Here is a 17,845-nt window from a genome sequence, read left to right as displayed (position 1 = left end):
ATCTTTTTGTTTTCAGACGGCCTTTTTCCATGCCGTCTGAAATGTTCTTTAACAGCATCGGAAACGATTAACAGCCTCTTGTGTGCCTGTTCGGCGCATTAGGGCGTATTTTACCTGAATTAGGAAGAAAACCATGAATCCGTTTTTAAATACCGCTTTCAAAGCCGCCCGTAAAGCAGGGCAAATGATGATTCGCGCCGCCGGCAATCTGGATGCCGTCAAAGTAGACAGCAAAGCATTCAACGACTTCGTTTCCGATGTTGACCGCAGCTCCGAAATGATTTTGGTGGAAGCGCTCAAAGAAGCCTATCCGCATCATAAAATCACTTGCGAAGAAGGCGGCTCCCACGGTAAAGCCACCGCTGAGTACGAATGGATTATCGACCCGCTCGACGGCACAACCAACTTCCTCCACGGCCATCCCCAATACGCCATTTCTATGGCACTCCTGCACAAAGGCGTGTTGCAAGAAGCTTTGGTGTACGCACCTGAGCGCAACGACGTATATATGGCTTCTCGTGGCAAAGGCGCGTTGCTCAACGACCGCCGCATCCGCGTTTCCAACCGCATCGAATTGAACCGCTGCCTGATCGGTACCGGCTTCCCTGTTGTCGATCAAAGCATGATGGACAAGTATCTGGCGATTTTGAAAGATTTCTTGGCCAAAACCGCCGGCGGCCGTCGTGAAGGCGCGGCTTCTTTGGATTTGTGTGCCGTTGCGGCCGGCCGTTTGGACGGTTTCTTTGAGTTCAACCTCAAACCTTGGGATATTGCCGCCGGTGCATTGATTGTCCAAGAAGCAGGCGGTATTGTTACCGATATGTCTGGCAATGAAGGCTGGCTGGAAAGCGGCGACATCGTTGCGGCCAATCCTAAGGTATTGGCGCAAATGCTGAAAATTATTTCCGACCATCAATAAGCGTTTGTAGGGAACGGTCTGTATTTATCTTTGCAGACTAGAGTTTCAATAATCGGTAAAAGGCCGTCTGAAACCTGAAATAGGGTTTCAGACGGCCTTTTGTTTTATTGTTAACAGATTCGTGTAAAAGCTGGAAATATGGCTTTTGAAGGAGGCACTTTTTAATTTTGTCTGTATTTTCTATTGCTTCGCAGTTATGATGTAGATACGTTTGGCTGAAATAATGCCGCGTGCAATCATAAAAATAGAAAGCAGAGGAGAATAATGGAACGAGATTTTGAAGCAGTAAAACGCATTGTCATTAAGATTGGAACCAGCTCTTTGGTGTTGCCAAACGGCAAAATCAATTTGGCAAAAATCGATCAACTGGCCTTTGTCATTTCCAGCCTGGTCGGTAAGGGCAAAGAAATTGTGCTGGTGTCTTCCGGCGCGATGGGCTTTGGGCTGAATGTCCTCAACATGGAAAAACGTCCGGCGGAAATGGCGCAGCAGCAGGCTGTTTCCAGCGTCGGCCAAGTGGCCATGATGAGCCTTTATTCGCAGATTTTTTCCCATTATCGGATGACGGTATCGCAAATCCTGCTGACGCGTGATGTGGTTGAATATCCGGAAAGTTTGGCAAACGTTACCAATGCTTTTGAATCCCTGCTTTCCATCGGAGTCATCCCTATTGTCAATGAGAACGACGCGGTCAGCGTGGACGAGATGGATCATGCCACCAAGTTTGGCGACAACGACCGTTTGTCGGCAGTCGTGGCGAAAATCGTTAAAGCCGATTTGCTGATTATGTTGTCCGATATCGACGGTTTGTTTGATAAAAATCCGGCTGTTCACGCCGATGCCAAGCTGCGCAGCCATGTTGCCGATATTACCGAAGAAATTATTGCTTCTGCCGGCGGCTCGGGCAGTAAGTTTGGTACGGGCGGTATGCTCAGTAAGATTAAGAGCGCACAGATGATGTTTGAACATCACGGCCAGATGGTGTTGATGAACAGCGCCAATCCGCGCGATATTCTTCAGGTTTTAGATGGCGCGCCTATCGGAACTTGGTTTGCACAAGAGAAATAGGGAGGTTTGATGAGCTATATCGAACAGTTGGGCAAGAATGCCCAAAAAGCCAGTAAAACGTTAATCAGCTTGGGAAGCTTGGAAAAAAACAATCTGCTGCGTCAGGTCGCGGCGGCTTTGGTTGAACAGGCTGAGGTGATTTTGGCAGAAAATGCCCGCGATTTGGCCGCTGCAAAAGAAAACGGCATTTCGGACATTATGCTCGACAGGCTGCGCTTGAATCACGAACGCATCAAAGGTATTGCGGAAGGTGTTGGGCAGGTTGCCGATTTGCAGGACCCGATTGGGCAGGTTGTCCGCGGCTATACTAATTTGGACGGTTTGAAGATTGTTCAAAAACGCGTGCCTTTGGGCGTGGTTGCCATGATTTTTGAAAGTCGCCCCAATGTTTCGGTCGATGCGTTTTCTCTGGCCTTTAAAACCGGCAATGCCATTATTTTGCGCGGCGGCCGAGATGCGATTCATTCAAATACTGCATTGATTGCCGTCATCAGGCAGACTTTGGTACAAGTGGGAATGGATGCCGATGTGGTGCAGCTGGTCGAAGATACCAGTCATGCCGCTGCCGAGGAATTGATGCAGGCGGTTGATTATATTGATGTGCTGATTCCGCGCGGCGGTGCACGCTTAATTCAGACGGTGAAAGAGAAATCGAAAGTTCCCGTCATTGAAACCGGAGTCGGCAATTGCCATATTTATGTGGATAACAGTGCCGATTTGGAGATGGCGGTCGATATCGTCGTGAACGCCAAAACGCAGCGTCCGAGCGTGTGTAATGCCGCGGAGTCTTTGGTTGTCCACGAAAAGATAGCGGAAGCGTTTTTGCCTAAACTGGAAGAAGCTGTTGCCAAAGTACATCCGGTCGAATTTAGAGCCGATCAGGAAGCATTGCGTATGTTTAAAAATGCTGTTTTGGCGACCGAGGAAGATTATAAGACTGAGTTTCTTGACTATATTATGTCGGTCAAAATAGTGAAATCAGTGGAAGAAGCCGTCGATTGGATTAACGGCCATACAACGCACCACTCGGAAGCGATTGTGACCCAAAGCATTGCCCATGCCGAGTTTTTCCAAGAAAGCATTGATGCGGCGGCGGTTTATGTCAATGCATCCACTCGGTTTACCGACGGCTTTGTGTTCGGATTGGGCGCGGAAATCGGGATTTCCACCCAAAAAATGCACGCCCGCGGCCCGATGGGTTTGGAAGCGCTGACTTCGACCAAGTTCTACATCAACGGCAACGGTCAGATCCGACGTTGATAAACGCCCCTCAACTTCATCAATTTGCGTATAATGGCGGGAAATTTGATTTTTCCCGAACAACCGATTTAGTAAAAAGGAACACACCATGTCCTCTATCCACGATCAAATCAAAGAAGTCGTTACCACCCACCGCGTCGTATTGTTCATGAAAGGCACGAAGCAATTCCCGCAATGCGGCTTCTCTTCCCGTGCTGTACAAATCCTGAATGCGGCAGGTTGCACCGACTATGTAACCGTCAACGTATTGGAAAACGATGCCGTACGCCAAGGCATTAAAGAATACAGCGACTGGCCGACCATTCCTCAACTGTACGTCAACGGCGAATTTGTCGGCGGCTCCGACATTTTGATGGAAATGTATGAAGCCGGCGAACTGCAAGAATTGTTGAAAGCTTAAGCATTTTAAATATTTCCGCAATGTAAAATTGTTGACAAAGGCCGTCTGAAACCCTGATTCAGACGGCCTTTCGCATGAATACGCACTTTGCGCGCCATGCGAAAAAAAGTATAATCCCCCTCCATCAACGCAATTCGGAAAATCAACATGAACGTTACCGTTATCAACCACCCTTTAGTCCGCCACAAACTCACGCTGATGCGTGAAGCGGATTGCAGCACTTACAAATTCCGCACGCTTACCACCGAGTTGGCACGTCTGATGGCATATGAGGCCAGCCGTGATTTTGAAATTGAAAAATATATTATTGACGGCTGGTGCGGCTCTATTGAAGGCGACCGCATCAAAGGCAAAACGCTGACCGTTGTCCCGATTTTGCGTGCCGGTTTGGGTATGCTTGACGGCGTACTCGACCTGATTCCGACTGCCAAAATCAGCGTTGTCGGCTTGCAGCGCGATGAAGAAACTTTGAAACCGGTTTCTTATTTTGAAAAATTTGTCGACAGCATGGACGAACGTCCCGCACTGATTATTGACCCAATGTTGGCGACCGGCGGCTCTATGGTTGCCACCATCGACCTTTTAAAAGCCAAAGGTTGCCGTAACATCAAAGCATTGGTATTGGTTGCCGCTCCGGAAGGCGTAAAAGCCGTCAATGACGCGCATCCTGATGTAACCATCTACACTGCCGCGCTCGACAGCCACTTGAACGAACACGGCTACATCATCCCCGGTTTGGGCGATGCCGGCGATAAGATTTTCGGTACACGTTAATTGAAATGTTTAAGGCCGTCTGAAAAGTGTCAAACCTAAACTTTCAGACGGCCTTGTTATATGGTTTGCTTTAAAACCCACATCAGAAAGGACAATCATGAGCTTCCAAGATAATCTTGCCGCCATGCCTGCCATCGATCATTTGAGCGGCTTAGATATTCTCGACAAAGAGGGCAATGTGGTTCATCACATTCCCAATGCACCCGGCAAACAAGGCTCGCTCAAGCTTTACCATGCTTTGGCGCAAGAGTTTGGCGGTAAACTTGACGCAGCGGCGGCAGAACGCGGCCTGGCATGGTTTGCCGAACATGTTGCCGATGCCGAAGCCAATCCGGGCAAACATCCGAATATTGATTTGCTGTTTAAAGTGAAAGCTGAAAATGCCAGCCTGACTTTGAAACCATTGGCTGCTTAATGAATACAAAAAAGGCCGTCTGAAAACAATTTTCAGACGGCCTTTTTATATGCTTAAAGCCTCAAGCGATAGAGGCTTCAACGAATGCAGTCAGTTGACCTTTAGCCAATGCGCCAACTTTAGTGGCAACGTTTTCGCCGTTTTTGAACACCATCAGGGTAGGGATGCCGCGAACGCCGAATTTGGCAGGAGTGGCTTCATTGTCGTCGATGTTGATTTTAACGACTTTCAGACGGCCTTGGAATTCGGAGGCAATGTCGTCCAAGATTGGGGCGATCATTTTGCAAGGGCCGCACCATGGTGCCCAGAAGTCCAGCAATACAGGTACGTCGGATTTCAAAACGTCTTGTTCGAAGCTGGCATCGCTGGCGTGGATAATCAATTCGCTGCTCATGTTTGTTTCCTTTTGAATGGGGATCGATAAATATGTTGTTCAGGATAGTGGCAGACTGGGAAAATTTCAAGTGCCGCCACTCGGTAATAGTTTTTTTGAAATGCGTCTATCGTAATCCTTAAAGATTCAGACGGCCTCTTGGACCATGTGGCCGGAGTGGGCAATCAAATGACGTGTGTAGTCGCTGGCCGGATTGGCAAATACGCTTTCGCATTCGCCTTCTTCAACGACTTGACCGTCTTTCAACACCATCACGCGGTGGGAAATGGCGCGGATGACGGCGAGGTCGTGGCTGATGATGATGAAGGCGAGGCCGTATTCTTTTTGCAGGCCGCTGAGTAATTCAAGGATTTGTTGTTGCCATTGGACATCGAGCGCACTGGTTGGTTCGTCCAATACGAGGATTTTCGGGCGGACAATGATGGCGCGGGCGATGGCGAGGCGTTGGCGTTGGCCGCCGGAAAATGCGTGCGGATAGCGTTCGAGTGCGTCTTCGGGCAGGCCGACTTGTTTGAGGACTTCTTCGACGCGGCGGCGCATTTCTTCGCGCGGCATTTCAGGTTCGTGCACGCGTAAGGCTTCGGAAACGGTATCGAAGACGTTCATGCGCGGATTGAATGCGCCGAACGGGTCTTGGAACACCATTTGGATTTCGCGTCTCAATTCGTGTTTCCATGGTTCGCCGTTGACAATCAGGCTGCCTTCGGAATCGATAAGGTGCATAACGGCTTTGGCCAGTGTGGTTTTGCCGCTGCCGCTTTCGCCGATGATGCCTAAGGTTTCGCCGGATTTGAGGTCGAAAGAAATGGGGTTGAGAATGGTTTTGTCGCGTTTTTTAAACCAACCGTCCGATTCTTTGACGGAAAAGGCGACGTGCTCGGCCTTAAGTACGGTGGCCGGGTTTTCAGGCAAGGGGGCCACTCGGCGCGTTGTGCCGGCGTTGAGCAGCATTTTGGTGTATTCGTGCTGCGGATTGGCGAAGACTTCGGCTGCTTTGCCGGTTTCAAGGATGCGGCCGTTACGCATAACGGCGACATCGTCGGCAAAACGGCGCACGAGGTTTAAGTCGTGCGTAATGTAGAGCATGGTCATGCCGTGTTCTTCCTGCAGGCGTGAGAGCAGGTCGAGGATTTGGGCTTGAACGGCAACGTCCAAAGCAGTGGTCGGTTCGTCGGCAATCAGGAGCTTGGGTTGGGCGGATACGGCCATGGCAATCATGGCGCGCTGGCGTTGGCCGCCGGAAAGTTGGAACGGATAAGCCTGGGCTTTTTGCTCGGGCTGGTGGATGCCGGTTTCGTCTAGGAGTTCGATGGCGCGCGCCCATGCCTGTTTTTTATCCAAACCCAAATGCAGGGTCAGGACTTCGGCGATTTGTTCGCCGACGCGCATCACGGGGTTGAGGGCGGTCATGGGTTCTTGAAACACCATGCCGATTTCGCAGCCGCGCAGCTTTTGCAGGGCGCGTTCGGACTGGGTCAGCAGGTCGGTTCCGCAATATTTCAGACGGCCTTCAAAGCTAACCATCGGGTTGAGGCGCATAATGCCTTGCGACAATACGGTTTTGCCGCTGCCGCTCTCACCAACCAATGCCAGCTTGCGGCCGGGTTGCAAGGTCAGGTTGATATTGTGCAGGACTTGCTTGCTCGGAAAGGAGCCGTTTAGGTTTTCGATTTCGAGTATAGGTGTCGTCATGGTTGTGGCCGTCTGAAAAGGTTTGTGGAATACAGGTTGTTTTCAGACGGCCTGCATGAATCAAGAGGCCGTCTGAAACAGCGGTTTAGTCTTGAAACTGTTCTTTGAGTTTGCGTTTTAACACTTTGCCGGTGGCATTGCGCGGCAGCTCGTCTTGGAAGATGATTTGTTTGGGGATTTTAAAGTTTGCCAACAGGCCGCGCAGGTGGCTGCGGACTTCGGCTTCTTCCAGCTTCATGCCTTCTTTGAGTTGGATAAAGGCAATGATTTCTTCATCGGCGTATTGGTCTTTCACGCCAATGACGGCGGCGGCTTCCACGGCTTCGAGTTTGTAGATGGCTTCTTCGATTTCGCGCGGATAGACGTTTTGGCCTTTGGAGATAATTAGGTCTTTTTTGCGGTCGACGATGAAGATGAAGCCGTCTTCGTCTATGGTGACAAAGTCGCCGGTTTTCAGCCAACCGTTGACGATGGTTTCATCTGTGGCATCAGGCATATTGAGGTAGCCTTGCATGACCGAGCCGCCTTTGATGATCAGTTCGCCCACTTCGCCGCGCGGCACTTCGATCAATTCGTCATCGACGGCTTTCACGGTCAGGCCGGGCAGAGCGACGCCGACGCTGGCGGTTTTTTGGCGTTCGGGCGTATTGACGGCCACGACGGGCGAGCATTCACTCAAGCCGTAGCCTTCCAGTAATTTGGCGCGCGGGAATTTGGCTTTGAAGTCGTCAATGGTTTGTCCGGCCAGAGGCGCGCCGCCGCTGATAAACAGACGGACGCGATTGAACCATCTGAAATACCAAGGGATTTTGGCTTTGCTCATGGCAGTGTAAATAGCCGGTACGCCGAGGAAAATGGTAGCGCGTTTGAGCAAAACCTGTTTCAACACGTTGGAGAATGGGAAGACGGATTTGACCAAAATAATCGAGCAGGCTTGAGATATCGGCAGCAAAACCATGGCGGTCAGCGTAAAGCTGTGGAACATGGGCAAGAAGACGACGAAGCGGTCTTTTTGCGAAATTTGGAAAATTTGTTCGATGCCCGAAAGATTGGAAAACAGGTTGCTGTAACTGATTAATGCGCCTTTGGGGTGGCCGGTTGTGCCGGAGGTGTAGATAATGTGCGCCAAATCGTTGACGGACGGCTGACGGCTCAGATTCGGCTTGCCGGGGAATGTACGCGCGGCATCGAAATAGCTGTCATCGCCACTGGCGGCGTTGGTTTCGCCAATCCAGATGATTTTATTGACTTTGGTTTTGGCTTTGATGTTTTTGAGTTCTTTGGCCAACGGCGCGGAGGCGAACATAAAGCGTGCGTCGCAGTCATTGAGGATGTAAGAGAACTCTTCGCTTTTCAAAAAGACGTTGAGTGGGACGGCTACTGCGCCGATGGAAGTAATGGCGAAATAGGCGGCAATAAATTCGGGAGAATTGGAAACGACAAGGGCGACCTTGTCGCCATATTTTACGCCTTCGTGTTGCAGATAGGCGGCGACGGTTTCTACTTCGTGTTTGAGGGAGGAATAGCTGATTTTTTCTTTGTCGTTGAAAATGACTGTGCCTTTACCGTTTTTTTGGCAGGCTGCAGTCAGCATAGCGTAAAAATTAGGGTGGGTGTGCATTTCGGAGTTCGTGTCCATATTGTGTCGATGGGTGTACGGTTTCGATGAGCCGTTTATTTCGAAGGATAGGTTTTACATCCTATCGGTAAAATAAGCAAGAGGCCGTCTGAAAATACTTTCAGACGGCCTCTTGCTTTGTCGGGCTTAGGAAAGCAATATTTTGAATTTAAATTCATTTATTGTGTTGATGGAAATATTTCCATTCTTTAAAGGTCCGGCCGTCCGGAAGATGGCACAAGCCGATTTTGTTGTCGTTTCTGTCTTGAGCCATTTTGAGTTTGCCGCTGCGTTTGAGGCAGAACTAGTGGTAGAAGCCTTAGAACTAGTCGTTGTTCAGACGGCCATCGGGTACTTTCTTAAACAGGCGATAGAAATTGTCGCTGGTGTTTTGTGCTAATGTTTCCAAGCTCTCGCCGCGCAGATTGGCTAAGAACTCGGCTGTATAGCGGACGTAGGAAGGCTCGTTTTGTTTGCCGCGTTTGGGAACCGGCGCGAGGAAGGGCGCATCGGTTTCTACCAAGATTCTATCGGCTGGGACGTATTTGGCGGCTTCCTGAATCAGCGGCGCGTTTTTAAACGTTACAATGCCGGAGAAGGAGATGTATAACCCTAAATCCAAAGCGGCTTTGGCAAAGGCGACGTCTTCAGAGAAGCAGTGAATCACGCCGGAGTTGGTGTGGCACTCTTTCAAAATCCGCAATGTGTCTTCGGCCGCATCGCGCGTGTGGACGATAACGGGTAGGCCGCTTTCGTTGGCGGCTTGGATATGGTCGGCAAAGCGTTGATGCTGCCATGACAAATCGCCTTTGCACCAGTAATAGTCCAAACCGGTTTCGCCGATACCGACGATTTTGGGATGTTTGGCCGCCTCTACCATTTCGGCAATGGTAAATTCTTCTGCTTCTTGGCTGTCGGGATGTATTCCGATAGTGCAGTAGATGTGGTCGTTTGCCTGAGCAATGTCGAAGACTTCGACAAAACTTTGTTTGCTGACGCTGATGGCAAGCGCCTGTTTGACGCTTTGCGCTTCCATATTGGCAAAGACTTCGGGCAGGCGGTCTTTTAAGCCGTCAAAGTTGAGATGGCAATGTGAATCGATTAAATACATGGTATTACAGGGTAAAAGTAGTGCGGTCGCTGCGCAGGCGCGGGCCAAGCTCGGCTTCGATCAGGTTTTTTGCCTGCAGGCAGCTTTCGTGTTCGGAGAATGCAAGGCCTACGCCTTTGGGGCGGTGGGCCGAAGTGCGTGCCGGATTGATCCAAACGACTTTGGTTGGCAGGAAGCGTTTGGGGTAGTCGGCGATTTCTACGGCCAAGAGGATGTCTTCGCCTAGTGAGAATACGTCATCGGTCGGTACGAACAGACCGCCGTGTTCTAAAAACGGCATATAGCAGTTGTACAACAGATTGGGGTCTTTGAGTTGCAAAGCCAACATCTTCGCCGGAATGTCTTTTTTATTCATCATTGGTTACCTGTTAGGGTTTGTTTTGCCAAAAATCTAAATATTCGATAAGCAGATACTCAAGCTGCATTTTAACACTCAAGGTATGGTATCCGTAAGGGTTGAGCGCGTTCAGACGGCCCAATAGGGCAAACAGCTTGCGTGAATCGGTTTTAGAGGCTGTCTGAAGCAGGGCTTGGGCATGGTGCGGATAATAAAGCGGCGCCATGTTTTGTTGTGCCAAGCCGACATCCATCAGCCACTTTTGCATCCAGTCGATGAAAACGGCCAGCGGTTGTTTTTGTTTGTCGAACGCGGCGGCGTAGTCGAGTATGGCCAACAGGCGCGGGGCGGCCAGCAGCGTCAGCAACTCTTCGCGCAATGCGTCCAATTCGGGAGTCGGTGTGAATAAAGGCGCGCCGCTGTGGAATGCCAACAAGGCTTCGGCATTTTCCACGCCCTGTTGGCGCAGGTATGCCGCAGCCTGCTCATGGGTAGGCGAGGGCAGCACCATCTGGCGGCAACGGCTTTTGATGGTGGGCAGGAGTTTGTCGCGCGCGTGGGTAACAAGCAGGAAAACGACATGTTGCGGCGGCTCTTCCAAAGCTTTCAACAAACCGTTTGCCGCTTGTGTGTTCATGCTTTCGGCCGGGTGTACCAATACCACGCGCAGGCCGCCGCGGACAGCGGTCAGGTAAATGTTTTCCACAATATCGCGTACGGCATCGATTTTGATTTGCAGGAGTTTGCGTCCCGTTGCCTCGCCTTCGGGCATTTCCGGCGTGAGTTCGTAAAAGTCGGGATGCGTGTTTTGGCTGAACAAATGGCACGAAGCGCACTCGCCGCAGGGTTCATGGCCGGACTTGGGCGATTCGCACAGCAATGCCTGCGCGACAAAGCGGGCAAACTCGGTTTTGCCGGTATTTTCTTTGCCGGTAAACAGCCAAGCGTTAGGTCGGTTTTGCCAATGGGCGGCGAGCTGTTGCCATTGGGTTTCATGCCATGGATAAATCATATCGTTTGGGAACTATTAGGTAGGTAGTTATTATACTCTCAGGCCGTCTGAAAAAGGTTTCAGACGGCCTTTAATAAACTGCCTAAAAATTAATCAAATATATTTTTGCTTTGAAATATCAATTGTTAAGTTTACTTATTCACAGCCTTTGCACATGCTTATTTAGGGAAAATGTGCATTTTGTTTGGCGGTAAAGTTGTGCTTAAAATTTAGGCAGATGTGTTTTTTAATGTTAAATCAGACAGTAATCTGATTTATGCACAAACTGTCCACGCGATTGAACAGTGAAAATGTGCATGGTGGGGAGACATTTCAGACGGCCTTATTTGCTGATTTTCAACAAAGCGGTCAAATCCCCGATAAATTTCGGTTCCCGTTTGATGAGGAAAACAATCAACGGAAGATTACCCACGGCAACAATCAAATATAGCAGCGTAATACTGTCGAACAACATCAGCAAAACCGCGCTCAAAATGGCAGCCGACACCATAAACACGCCGTTGATGATGTTGTTGGCAGCAACAGCGTGGGCGCGGAAGGTTTCGCTGCTGGCAGTTTGCAGCCAAGTGTAGAGCGGTACGGAGAAGAAGCCGCCGAAAAAGCCGATGGCTGACATCACGAGCATAATCGGATACGCTTTAGCATGCGATAAAAACCAAATAATGCCGTTTAATTCGGTAAAGCGTTGGCCTTGGGTCAGCCACACCAGCAATAATCCACAGACCGTCAGCCCCAGAGTGCCGATGGTAACCAAGCCCAAAATCAGGCGTTCGTGGCTGAGTTTGGCGCATAACACCGAGCCGATAGCGATGCCGATGGAGAACAGCGCCAACATCAGGTTGAACACATTATCGTTGCCGCCCAAATGGATTTGCGTGAACGTCGGCAGTTGGGTGGTATAAACCGAGCCGACAAACCAAAACCATGAAATACCGATGATGGACGTGAATACGGGACGATTGGCCGCCGCTTCACGAATCAGCGAATTCGTGCCTTTGATGATATTCCATTCGATTTTTGTGCCCGGCATTTTAGCGGGTACAGACGGCATAAACAGGCTGGTCATCGTGCCGCCGATAGCGACCAATAACACCAAACCGCCAACAATATACGGAGGAACGCCTGCGACTGCGGTGCCCAAAATTTGGCCGAGCAAAATGGCGATAAACGTACCCGATTCAATCAGGCTGTTGCCCATAATCAGCTCTTTGTCGTTGAGGTAATCGGGCAAAATGGCATATTTCAGAGGGCCGAACAAGGTCGATTGCGTGCCCATGCAAAACAGGCAGATTAAAAGCAAAGGCGCGGATTGGATGTAGAAGCCATACGCCGCCACTGCCATGATGATGATTTCCAACAGCTTGATCCAGCGCGCTAAAACGGCTTTATCGAATTTGTTGCTCAGCTGTCCTGACAGCGCGGAAAACAGGAAGTAGGGCAGAATAAACAGCATTGCGCCCAAATTCAGCATTTGGCTGGGCGGCAGAAAGTCGTTTTTACCCAAACCGTAAAAACTGATCATCACGAATAATGCGGTTTTGAACATATTATCGTTCAACGCGCCCAAAAACTGCGTCCCAAAGAGCGGCGCAAAACGGCGGGTCGTGTGGAAATTCAGATTGTCTTTTTTAAGGCTCATTGTTTGGATTCTTTGTCTTCGTCTTTTTCGATCAGTTTTTCAGTGGAGTCGTCATCCATCAAAATGCGGTGCGCAGGTCCTTCAAGGTCGTCAAACTGTCCGTTTTTACCCGACCACCAGAAAAACCAGCCGATGATGAAGGCCAAAATAATGCTGATGGGGACAAGGATAAACATACTTTCCATTACATCGCTCCGGTCAAATCGGTCAGGATAAAGGTTTTACCGCTAATGGTCAGGTATTCGTTGCGCAACGAACCGATATTTTTATCGTCAAAAAACAGTTCGATACGGTCTTTAACCACGCGCCAGTATTGCGGGATATCGGTTTGCTCAAAAGGCGACAATACCGCCGCTTCGGCTGCGTCTTCACTTTGCAGCTTGATTACAAAGCGTCCGCTTTGCGGCGGATTTTGCGATTCATCGTCTGCCAGCATAATGAAAAATCCGGCGTGTTCGCCGTCTTGAGTGTGGATACTGAAATAATGCATATCGGTAAATTTTCAAAACCGTCGTCATTTTTTCAGACGGCCTAAAATAAAATTCCGTCCATTTTACATCAAATATTAAGTCAAGCAGCCGATTACATTTTTTGTTAGAATACGACGTTTACTTTGTTAATCTGTTCAGACCGCTACCCACTACGTCCCACAAGGGGTGCAACATAGCCGGAGCCGCAGTAAGGTCCCGACAAAAATGCCGTCTGAAACCTCAAGGAGCATAAAAATGTCACAAAAATTAATCTTGGTTTTGAACTGCGGTAGCTCTTCCCTCAAAGGTGCCGTATTGGATAACGACAGCGGCGAAGTATTGCTGAGCTGCCTGGCAGAAAAGCTCAATCTGCCTGATGCCTACATTACCTTTAAATTCAACGGTGAAAAACACAAAGTTGACCTGTCTGCCAAGCCCGACCACACCGGCGCAGTTGAAGCCCTGATGGAAGAACTCAAAGCCCACGGCCTCGACAGCCGCATCGGCGCCATCGGTCACCGCGTCGTCAGCGGCGGCGAACTGTACAGCGAATCCATCCTCGTTGACGACGAAGTTATCGCTGGCATCGAAAAATGTATCCCGCTCGCTCCCCTGCACAACCCGGCCCACCTTTTGGGTCTGCGTGCCGCACAAAGCATTTTCAAAGGTTTGCCTAACGTTGTCGTATTCGACACCGCCTTCCACCAAACCATGCCGGAACATGCCTACACCTACGCTGTTCCACATGAATTGTATGAAAAATACGGCTTGCGTCGCTACGGCGCGCACGGTACCAGCTACCGCTACGTTTCTGATGAAACCGCCCGTTTCCTCGGTAAAGACAAAAAAGACCTGCGCATGGTGATTGCCCACTTGGGTAACGGCGCATCTATTACCGCCGTCGCCAACGGCGAATCACGCGATACCAGCATGGGTCTGACTCCGCTAGAAGGTTTGGTCATGGGTACCCGCAGCGGCGATATCGACCCTTCAGTTTTCAGCTTCTTGGCTGAAAATGCCAACATGACCATCGCCCAAATCACCGACATGCTGAACAAAAAATCAGGTCTGCTCGGTATTTCAGGTTTGTCCAATGACTGCCGTACCATCGAAGAAGAAGCTGCAAAAGGTCATCCAGGCGCCAAACTGGCTTTGGAAATGTTCATCTACCGCTTGGCTAAATACATCGGCAGCATGACAGTCGCGGCAGGCGGTTTGGACGCATTGGTCTTCACCGGCGGTATCGGTGAAAACTCCGACATCATCCGCGAACGCGTATTGGGCTACTTGGGCTTCCTCGGTCTGTACATCGACCAAGAAGCCAACCTAAAAGCCCGTTTCGGTAATGCTGGTGTGATTACCACTGCCGACAGCAAAGCTGTTGCCGTTGTGATTCCTACCAACGAAGAATTGATGATTGCACACGATACTGCCCGTCTGAGCGGCCTGTAATCTCCGTCATTATTGAAAACCTGCCCGCAAGGGCAGGTTTTTTTGTTGTGTATAGATGAAGAAAATTTTGAGGATATATCGAAAAAAGCCGGAAAACATTGCGTTTACCGGCTTTTTAATCAGTGCAATATGAAGAATGCTGATGGATAGGTTTAGAACTTATAACTGATGGTAAACAGCAAAGTCCTGCCGCGCGCATAGTTATTCAAGACGGAGCGTGTCGTGCCGCCATATTTGCCATTGCATAAACCGTTGGCATCGCATTCGACTTCCTCATCATCTAAACCACCTTTTCTTTCAAATACGCTGAAATAGCGCTGGGTTGCGGCATCGTTTGCGGAATCCAGAGGATCGATATAGCGCTTATTGAACGCATTTTGAATGTCGAAACGAAGGATAAGGTTTTTCTTCGGTTCATAATTGGCATAGAAATCAAAAATCAGCGGCTGTCTGTTGATGCTTTCTGTTTTTTTGATCACCCTTCTGCCCATTTGGTGTGAAGAGTAGGTATTGGCACCGGTTGTCCCGTCAACAAATTCCTCCTCAGTCGTCGCCCGTGTACTTTTGCCGTAATAGCGCATAATGCCGCCGATAGTCAATTTATTGCCCAACCATCGGGACCCTAATTCAAACCGACCGTAATCTCGGGGTAAGCGGGAAATTTTGCTTAAGCCGTAGCCTTGTTTGATTTGGTCTTCTTTAGAAGAGTTGCGGGGCGATTCGCTGGCATCGCTATAATTGGTCGGCTGGTTGGTTTTTTGATATGCGTAAGACAGGGTTGTAAAAAAGCGGCCGAAATCATAGTTCATTTCCACTTCCAAACCATTTTTATGGACAGGTTTGGCGTAGTTTCGATGCTGGATAGAGTATTGCAGGCCGGTACTGGTTACCCAGCTGGGTGCTTTATCCAAATCCCACCATTTGCCATAAACATTGTGGATATAGTTGTTTATCCTGCTGCGATAGGCGACCAGTTTGAAACCCAATACATCGTCCGGCTTGAAAATCCCTTTTTTGAAGGTATTGAAGCCTATTTGGTAAGTATTGGCCTGTTCCGGCTTGAGGGCGGTATTGACGCCTGAGTCGCCGATTTGTGAAAAATACATTTCTTGAATATTCGGCATTCTATGCGTACGCGAATAGCTGATAAACGGCATAAAGTAGTCGTTGACATTGATGTTTAATGCCACCGAATGGTTTACCGCATGCTTTTTACCGGATTTGGTATAAACCGGTTCGTAAAGGTCGCAGCTTGGCGTGCAATGCTGTTTATAAATTTCAGAATCTTCTCCAAATGCTTTTTTAAAGTCTTCTTGGGTATTGAAGTAGTCGGTATATTCGCCCTTGTAGCGGTAGTTGACCATATTGGCGCTGTAATTCAATTGATAAATGCCTTTTTTCAAGGAAGTATCAAAATAGAACGTATTGAATTTTTGCTGGCCTGAAGGTTGCAATATGGTTGATTTTTGAGGAAATATTCCTTTGTCTCCTTTGAAACGGCCTAAAAAGCTGTACAGGCCGGCATCTTGATCCGGGCCGTCGTAAAACAGGCTCAGCTCTTCCGGAAAGCGGTTTTTACTGTATTGGTTTTTAAAGAAATTGAAACCGACGGTAGCTTTTAAATCTGTTTTTTGGGGAAGTTTGAAAGAAAAGCTGTTGTTGATATCCAAAAGATTGGCTGTGTTTTTGGTTTCCAAATAATCAAGCAGCCCCCATCCTGAAAAACGTGAGTTTTTCGGATATTTTTGTTTTCCCAAATTATGGGCGGCCAACACGTTTAAATCGACATAATCGCCAATGTTTAAGTTGTAATTGGCTTGGTAGTTGCGGTTTTCTACTTTGCGGCTGCCGATACGGTTGTTCATGGTACGAAGCTGAAGGTCCAGCTTGTTGTTGTCGTTTTCGTATTCCACTTTGACCAAATGGCTGTTTGAGCGTTGTTGCAGGCTGGTAGGATCGATTGGGGTCAGATCCCATTGCGGTGCCAAATTCTCTTTCCAGCTTCTTTCCAAGTCATCGACATAATCTCTTTGCAAAACCTCAGGATCGTTATATTTTTTGGAGAAAGGGTAGTCCCAATAGCTTTTACCGACCGCATTGCGCTTGGAAAAGTCACGGACCCAGAGATTTTGTTCGTGGTCGAATTTCAATAAATTGCTCTCAAAATATTCTTGTTTTTTACGATCCAGATATTCCTCGCCAAAATTGCCGATACGCTGACCGCCACCGCCTACTTTATAGTTTTGCTCGACATTACGGTGGCTGTAACCATATAACGCACCAAGGCGCGCTCCGCTGTCAAACCATTTTTGTACCGCTCCGGTTGCCATAAAGTTGCTTTTGGTGCTGTTTGTGCCGGTCAATCCTTTGGTCAAGAGGCCGAAGGTATTGTTTCCGTGTACTACATCGTCTACCCGTAAAGTACGGAAATTGGCTGTACCGGATAAGGTATTGATGCCGTTGGCACCCGAGAAACTGCCTTTGGTTACATCCACGCCGGCAATAAAATTGGGATCCAGTGCCGTACCGAATTGTGAGGAGCTGCCGCTGCGTCCGGCATCGGCAGAAGTGGAATAGAAGGTTTGGGTTACGCCGTCAACCATCGTATTGACACGTCCCAAACCGCTATCGCCACGGATATTGACCGCCAATACGCCTGATCCTTTGTCTTGTTGGGTGAAAACGCCGGGCATGCTCCGCACGATGGTATCGATGTTTTCGCTGGATTGATAAACGCGTTCACGCGAACTTTTGGCTTGGCCTTCGGTAAAAACTTTTTTCTCTTTGGCAATGTGTTTACCTTTGACTTGAATTTCATCAAGCTCTTGAGTTGAAACCTCGTCTTCTGCGTGTGCGATACTGGTTATAGCCAGTAAAGATAATGTTAGTAGATTTAATTTGAAATTCGGATTCATGATAGTTACCTCAGAAACGAAGTAGATACTTTATAACATATTATTAAACTTTACAAATATTTAGATAATGGTTTTTATTTATTAAAAAATAAAGCAGATTCTTGTTTCAGGAGATAATCCAAGCGCATATGATTAATCTGGCTGAAAAGATAAAGCAGGTCTGAATTTGAATTTGATTGGTTGAGAAGAAGGGAGATTTAATTGAATTTAAACAGCCGGAAGAAGAAAATTTGATTGCGATATGTGAACTGGGCCGTTAGTTTCAAATGAAACCGGTAAAAAACATGAAATGCAAAATATAAAGTTAATATAGAAAGATTTGAAGTCAGTTGAAGAAAAGGCCGTCTGAAAATGATATTTCAGACGGCC

Annotated in this window: 17 protein-coding genes; 7 read left to right on the top strand and 10 right to left on the bottom strand. The window is 48.6% G+C overall.

From position 1 onward, the window contains the following. Positions 1-133: 133 nt before the first annotated feature. The 6 genes from HMPREF2871_RS01155 (at position 134) to HMPREF2871_RS01130 (ending at position 4,836) form a co-directional block, all read left to right on the top strand. Positions 134-919: an inositol monophosphatase family protein gene (locus HMPREF2871_RS01155; protein ID WP_049344131.1), complete on the top strand. Its 786-nt coding sequence runs from the start codon at positions 134-136 to the stop codon at positions 917-919. A gap of 264 nt (positions 920-1,183) precedes the next feature. Next, positions 1,184-1,987 (top strand): glutamate 5-kinase, encoded by an 804-nt coding sequence (gene proB / locus HMPREF2871_RS01150; protein WP_049344133.1) that lies wholly within the window; start codon positions 1,184-1,186, stop codon positions 1,985-1,987. A gap of 9 nt (positions 1,988-1,996) precedes the next feature. Further along, a complete protein-coding gene (locus tag HMPREF2871_RS01145; RefSeq protein WP_049344134.1) occupies positions 1,997-3,247 on the top strand; it encodes a glutamate-5-semialdehyde dehydrogenase in 1,251 nt (416 codons plus the stop codon). Between the two features lie 88 nt (positions 3,248-3,335). Then, a complete protein-coding gene (gene grxD / locus HMPREF2871_RS01140) occupies positions 3,336-3,647 on the top strand; it encodes a Grx4 family monothiol glutaredoxin (protein ID WP_003681608.1) in 312 nt (103 codons plus the stop codon). Positions 3,648-3,794: 147 nt separating this feature from the next. Beyond that, the gene (upp, locus tag HMPREF2871_RS01135) at positions 3,795-4,421 is read left to right on the top strand and encodes a uracil phosphoribosyltransferase (RefSeq protein ID WP_004519527.1); all 627 of its coding nucleotides are present in this window, start codon (positions 3,795-3,797) and stop codon (positions 4,419-4,421) included. Between the two features lie 97 nt (positions 4,422-4,518). Further along, entirely contained in the window at positions 4,519-4,836 is a 318-nt protein-coding gene (locus HMPREF2871_RS01130) for a DUF2322 family protein (protein WP_049335566.1), read from the top strand. 61 nt (positions 4,837-4,897) lie between these two features. On the opposite strand, the gene trxA is transcribed toward HMPREF2871_RS01130, so the two are convergent. The 9 genes from trxA to HMPREF2871_RS01085 all read right to left on the bottom strand — a co-directional run bounded on the left by trxA (position 4,898) and on the right by HMPREF2871_RS01085 (position 13,129). Continuing rightward, positions 4,898-5,230 carry a thioredoxin TrxA gene (trxA, locus tag HMPREF2871_RS01125; RefSeq protein ID WP_003681479.1) on the bottom strand — a complete coding sequence of 111 codons (333 nt, stop codon included), beginning with the start codon at positions 5,228-5,230 and terminating at the stop codon, positions 4,898-4,900. A 126-nt stretch (positions 5,231-5,356) separates the two neighbouring features. Continuing rightward, positions 5,357-6,922, bottom strand: a complete 1,566-nt coding sequence (locus HMPREF2871_RS01120; protein WP_049335567.1) for an ABC transporter ATP-binding protein — start codon at positions 6,920-6,922, stop codon at positions 5,357-5,359. Between the two features lie 85 nt (positions 6,923-7,007). Continuing rightward, complete coding sequence (locus HMPREF2871_RS01115; RefSeq protein ID WP_049344135.1) at positions 7,008-8,561, bottom strand: fatty acid--CoA ligase; 1,554 nt, start codon at positions 8,559-8,561, stop codon at positions 7,008-7,010. A 304-nt stretch (positions 8,562-8,865) separates the two neighbouring features. Next, positions 8,866-9,651 (bottom strand): TatD family hydrolase, encoded by a 786-nt coding sequence (locus HMPREF2871_RS01110; protein ID WP_049344139.1) that lies wholly within the window; start codon positions 9,649-9,651, stop codon positions 8,866-8,868. A 4-nt stretch (positions 9,652-9,655) separates the two neighbouring features. Continuing rightward, positions 9,656-10,009, bottom strand: coding sequence for a PilZ domain-containing protein (locus HMPREF2871_RS01105; protein WP_003682949.1), 354 nt, complete (start codon positions 10,007-10,009; stop codon positions 9,656-9,658). Positions 10,010-10,019: 10 nt separating this feature from the next. After that, positions 10,020-11,000 carry a DNA polymerase III subunit delta' gene (locus tag HMPREF2871_RS01100; protein WP_049344142.1) on the bottom strand — a complete coding sequence of 327 codons (981 nt, stop codon included), beginning with the start codon at positions 10,998-11,000 and terminating at the stop codon, positions 10,020-10,022. Between the two features lie 322 nt (positions 11,001-11,322). After that, on the bottom strand, positions 11,323-12,639 hold the full coding sequence (locus tag HMPREF2871_RS01095) for an MFS transporter (protein ID WP_049333237.1): 1,317 nt from the start codon (positions 12,637-12,639) through the stop codon (positions 11,323-11,325). Further along, positions 12,636-12,824 carry a cbb3-type cytochrome oxidase assembly protein CcoS gene (ccoS, locus tag HMPREF2871_RS01090; RefSeq protein ID WP_003681462.1) on the bottom strand — a complete coding sequence of 63 codons (189 nt, stop codon included), beginning with the start codon at positions 12,822-12,824 and terminating at the stop codon, positions 12,636-12,638. Before ccoS ends, HMPREF2871_RS01095 begins: the two co-directional genes overlap by 4 nt. Then, complete coding sequence (locus HMPREF2871_RS01085; protein ID WP_049344144.1) at positions 12,824-13,129, bottom strand: HLGFF motif protein; 306 nt, start codon at positions 13,127-13,129, stop codon at positions 12,824-12,826. The genes ccoS and HMPREF2871_RS01085 overlap by 1 nt, the downstream gene beginning before the upstream one ends. A 235-nt stretch (positions 13,130-13,364) precedes the next feature. Here HMPREF2871_RS01085 and HMPREF2871_RS01080 point away from each other — a divergent pair, with 235 nt between their 5' ends. Then, a complete protein-coding gene (locus tag HMPREF2871_RS01080) occupies positions 13,365-14,561 on the top strand; it encodes an acetate kinase (RefSeq protein WP_049344146.1) in 1,197 nt (398 codons plus the stop codon). Positions 14,562-14,713: 152 nt separating this feature from the next. Here HMPREF2871_RS01080 and HMPREF2871_RS01075 read toward each other — a convergent pair whose 3' ends face one another. Then, positions 14,714-17,476 (bottom strand): TonB-dependent receptor domain-containing protein, encoded by a 2,763-nt coding sequence (locus HMPREF2871_RS01075; RefSeq protein ID WP_004520833.1) that lies wholly within the window; start codon positions 17,474-17,476, stop codon positions 14,714-14,716. Positions 17,477-17,845 lie beyond the last annotated feature (369 nt).

This window comes from Neisseria sp. HMSC067G12 (assembly GCF_001812725.1).
In the GTDB taxonomy this organism is placed as follows: Bacteria; Pseudomonadota; Gammaproteobacteria; order Burkholderiales; family Neisseriaceae; genus Neisseria; species Neisseria perflava.
Note: the sequence above shows the minus strand (reverse complement) of the source record. Positions and strands in the feature narration are given on the sequence as shown.

Coding starts and splice junctions, on each gene's coding strand:
- HMPREF2871_RS01105 (WP_003682949.1), bottom strand. CDS start 10,009: ATGATGAATAAAAAAGACATTCCGGCGAAGATGTTGGCTTTGCAACTC.
- HMPREF2871_RS01100 (WP_049344142.1), bottom strand. CDS start 11,000: ATGATTTATCCATGGCATGAAACCCAATGGCAACAGCTCGCCGCCCAT.
- proB (WP_049344133.1), top strand. CDS start 1,184: ATGGAACGAGATTTTGAAGCAGTAAAACGCATTGTCATTAAGATTGGA.
- HMPREF2871_RS01115 (WP_049344135.1), bottom strand. CDS start 8,561: ATGGACACGAACTCCGAAATGCACACCCACCCTAATTTTTACGCTATG.
- HMPREF2871_RS01075 (WP_004520833.1), bottom strand. CDS start 17,476: ATGAATCCGAATTTCAAATTAAATCTACTAACATTATCTTTACTGGCT.
- upp (WP_004519527.1), top strand. CDS start 3,795: ATGAACGTTACCGTTATCAACCACCCTTTAGTCCGCCACAAACTCACG.
- grxD (WP_003681608.1), top strand. CDS start 3,336: ATGTCCTCTATCCACGATCAAATCAAAGAAGTCGTTACCACCCACCGC.
- HMPREF2871_RS01120 (WP_049335567.1), bottom strand. CDS start 6,922: ATGACGACACCTATACTCGAAATCGAAAACCTAAACGGCTCCTTTCCG.
- trxA (WP_003681479.1), bottom strand. CDS start 5,230: ATGAGCAGCGAATTGATTATCCACGCCAGCGATGCCAGCTTCGAACAA.
- HMPREF2871_RS01085 (WP_049344144.1), bottom strand. CDS start 13,129: ATGCATTATTTCAGTATCCACACTCAAGACGGCGAACACGCCGGATTT.
- HMPREF2871_RS01130 (WP_049335566.1), top strand. CDS start 4,519: ATGAGCTTCCAAGATAATCTTGCCGCCATGCCTGCCATCGATCATTTG.
- ccoS (WP_003681462.1), bottom strand. CDS start 12,824: ATGGAAAGTATGTTTATCCTTGTCCCCATCAGCATTATTTTGGCCTTC.
- HMPREF2871_RS01110 (WP_049344139.1), bottom strand. CDS start 9,651: ATGTATTTAATCGATTCACATTGCCATCTCAACTTTGACGGCTTAAAA.
- HMPREF2871_RS01145 (WP_049344134.1), top strand. CDS start 1,997: ATGAGCTATATCGAACAGTTGGGCAAGAATGCCCAAAAAGCCAGTAAA.
- HMPREF2871_RS01155 (WP_049344131.1), top strand. CDS start 134: ATGAATCCGTTTTTAAATACCGCTTTCAAAGCCGCCCGTAAAGCAGGG.
- HMPREF2871_RS01095 (WP_049333237.1), bottom strand. CDS start 12,639: ATGAGCCTTAAAAAAGACAATCTGAATTTCCACACGACCCGCCGTTTT.
- HMPREF2871_RS01080 (WP_049344146.1), top strand. CDS start 13,365: ATGTCACAAAAATTAATCTTGGTTTTGAACTGCGGTAGCTCTTCCCTC.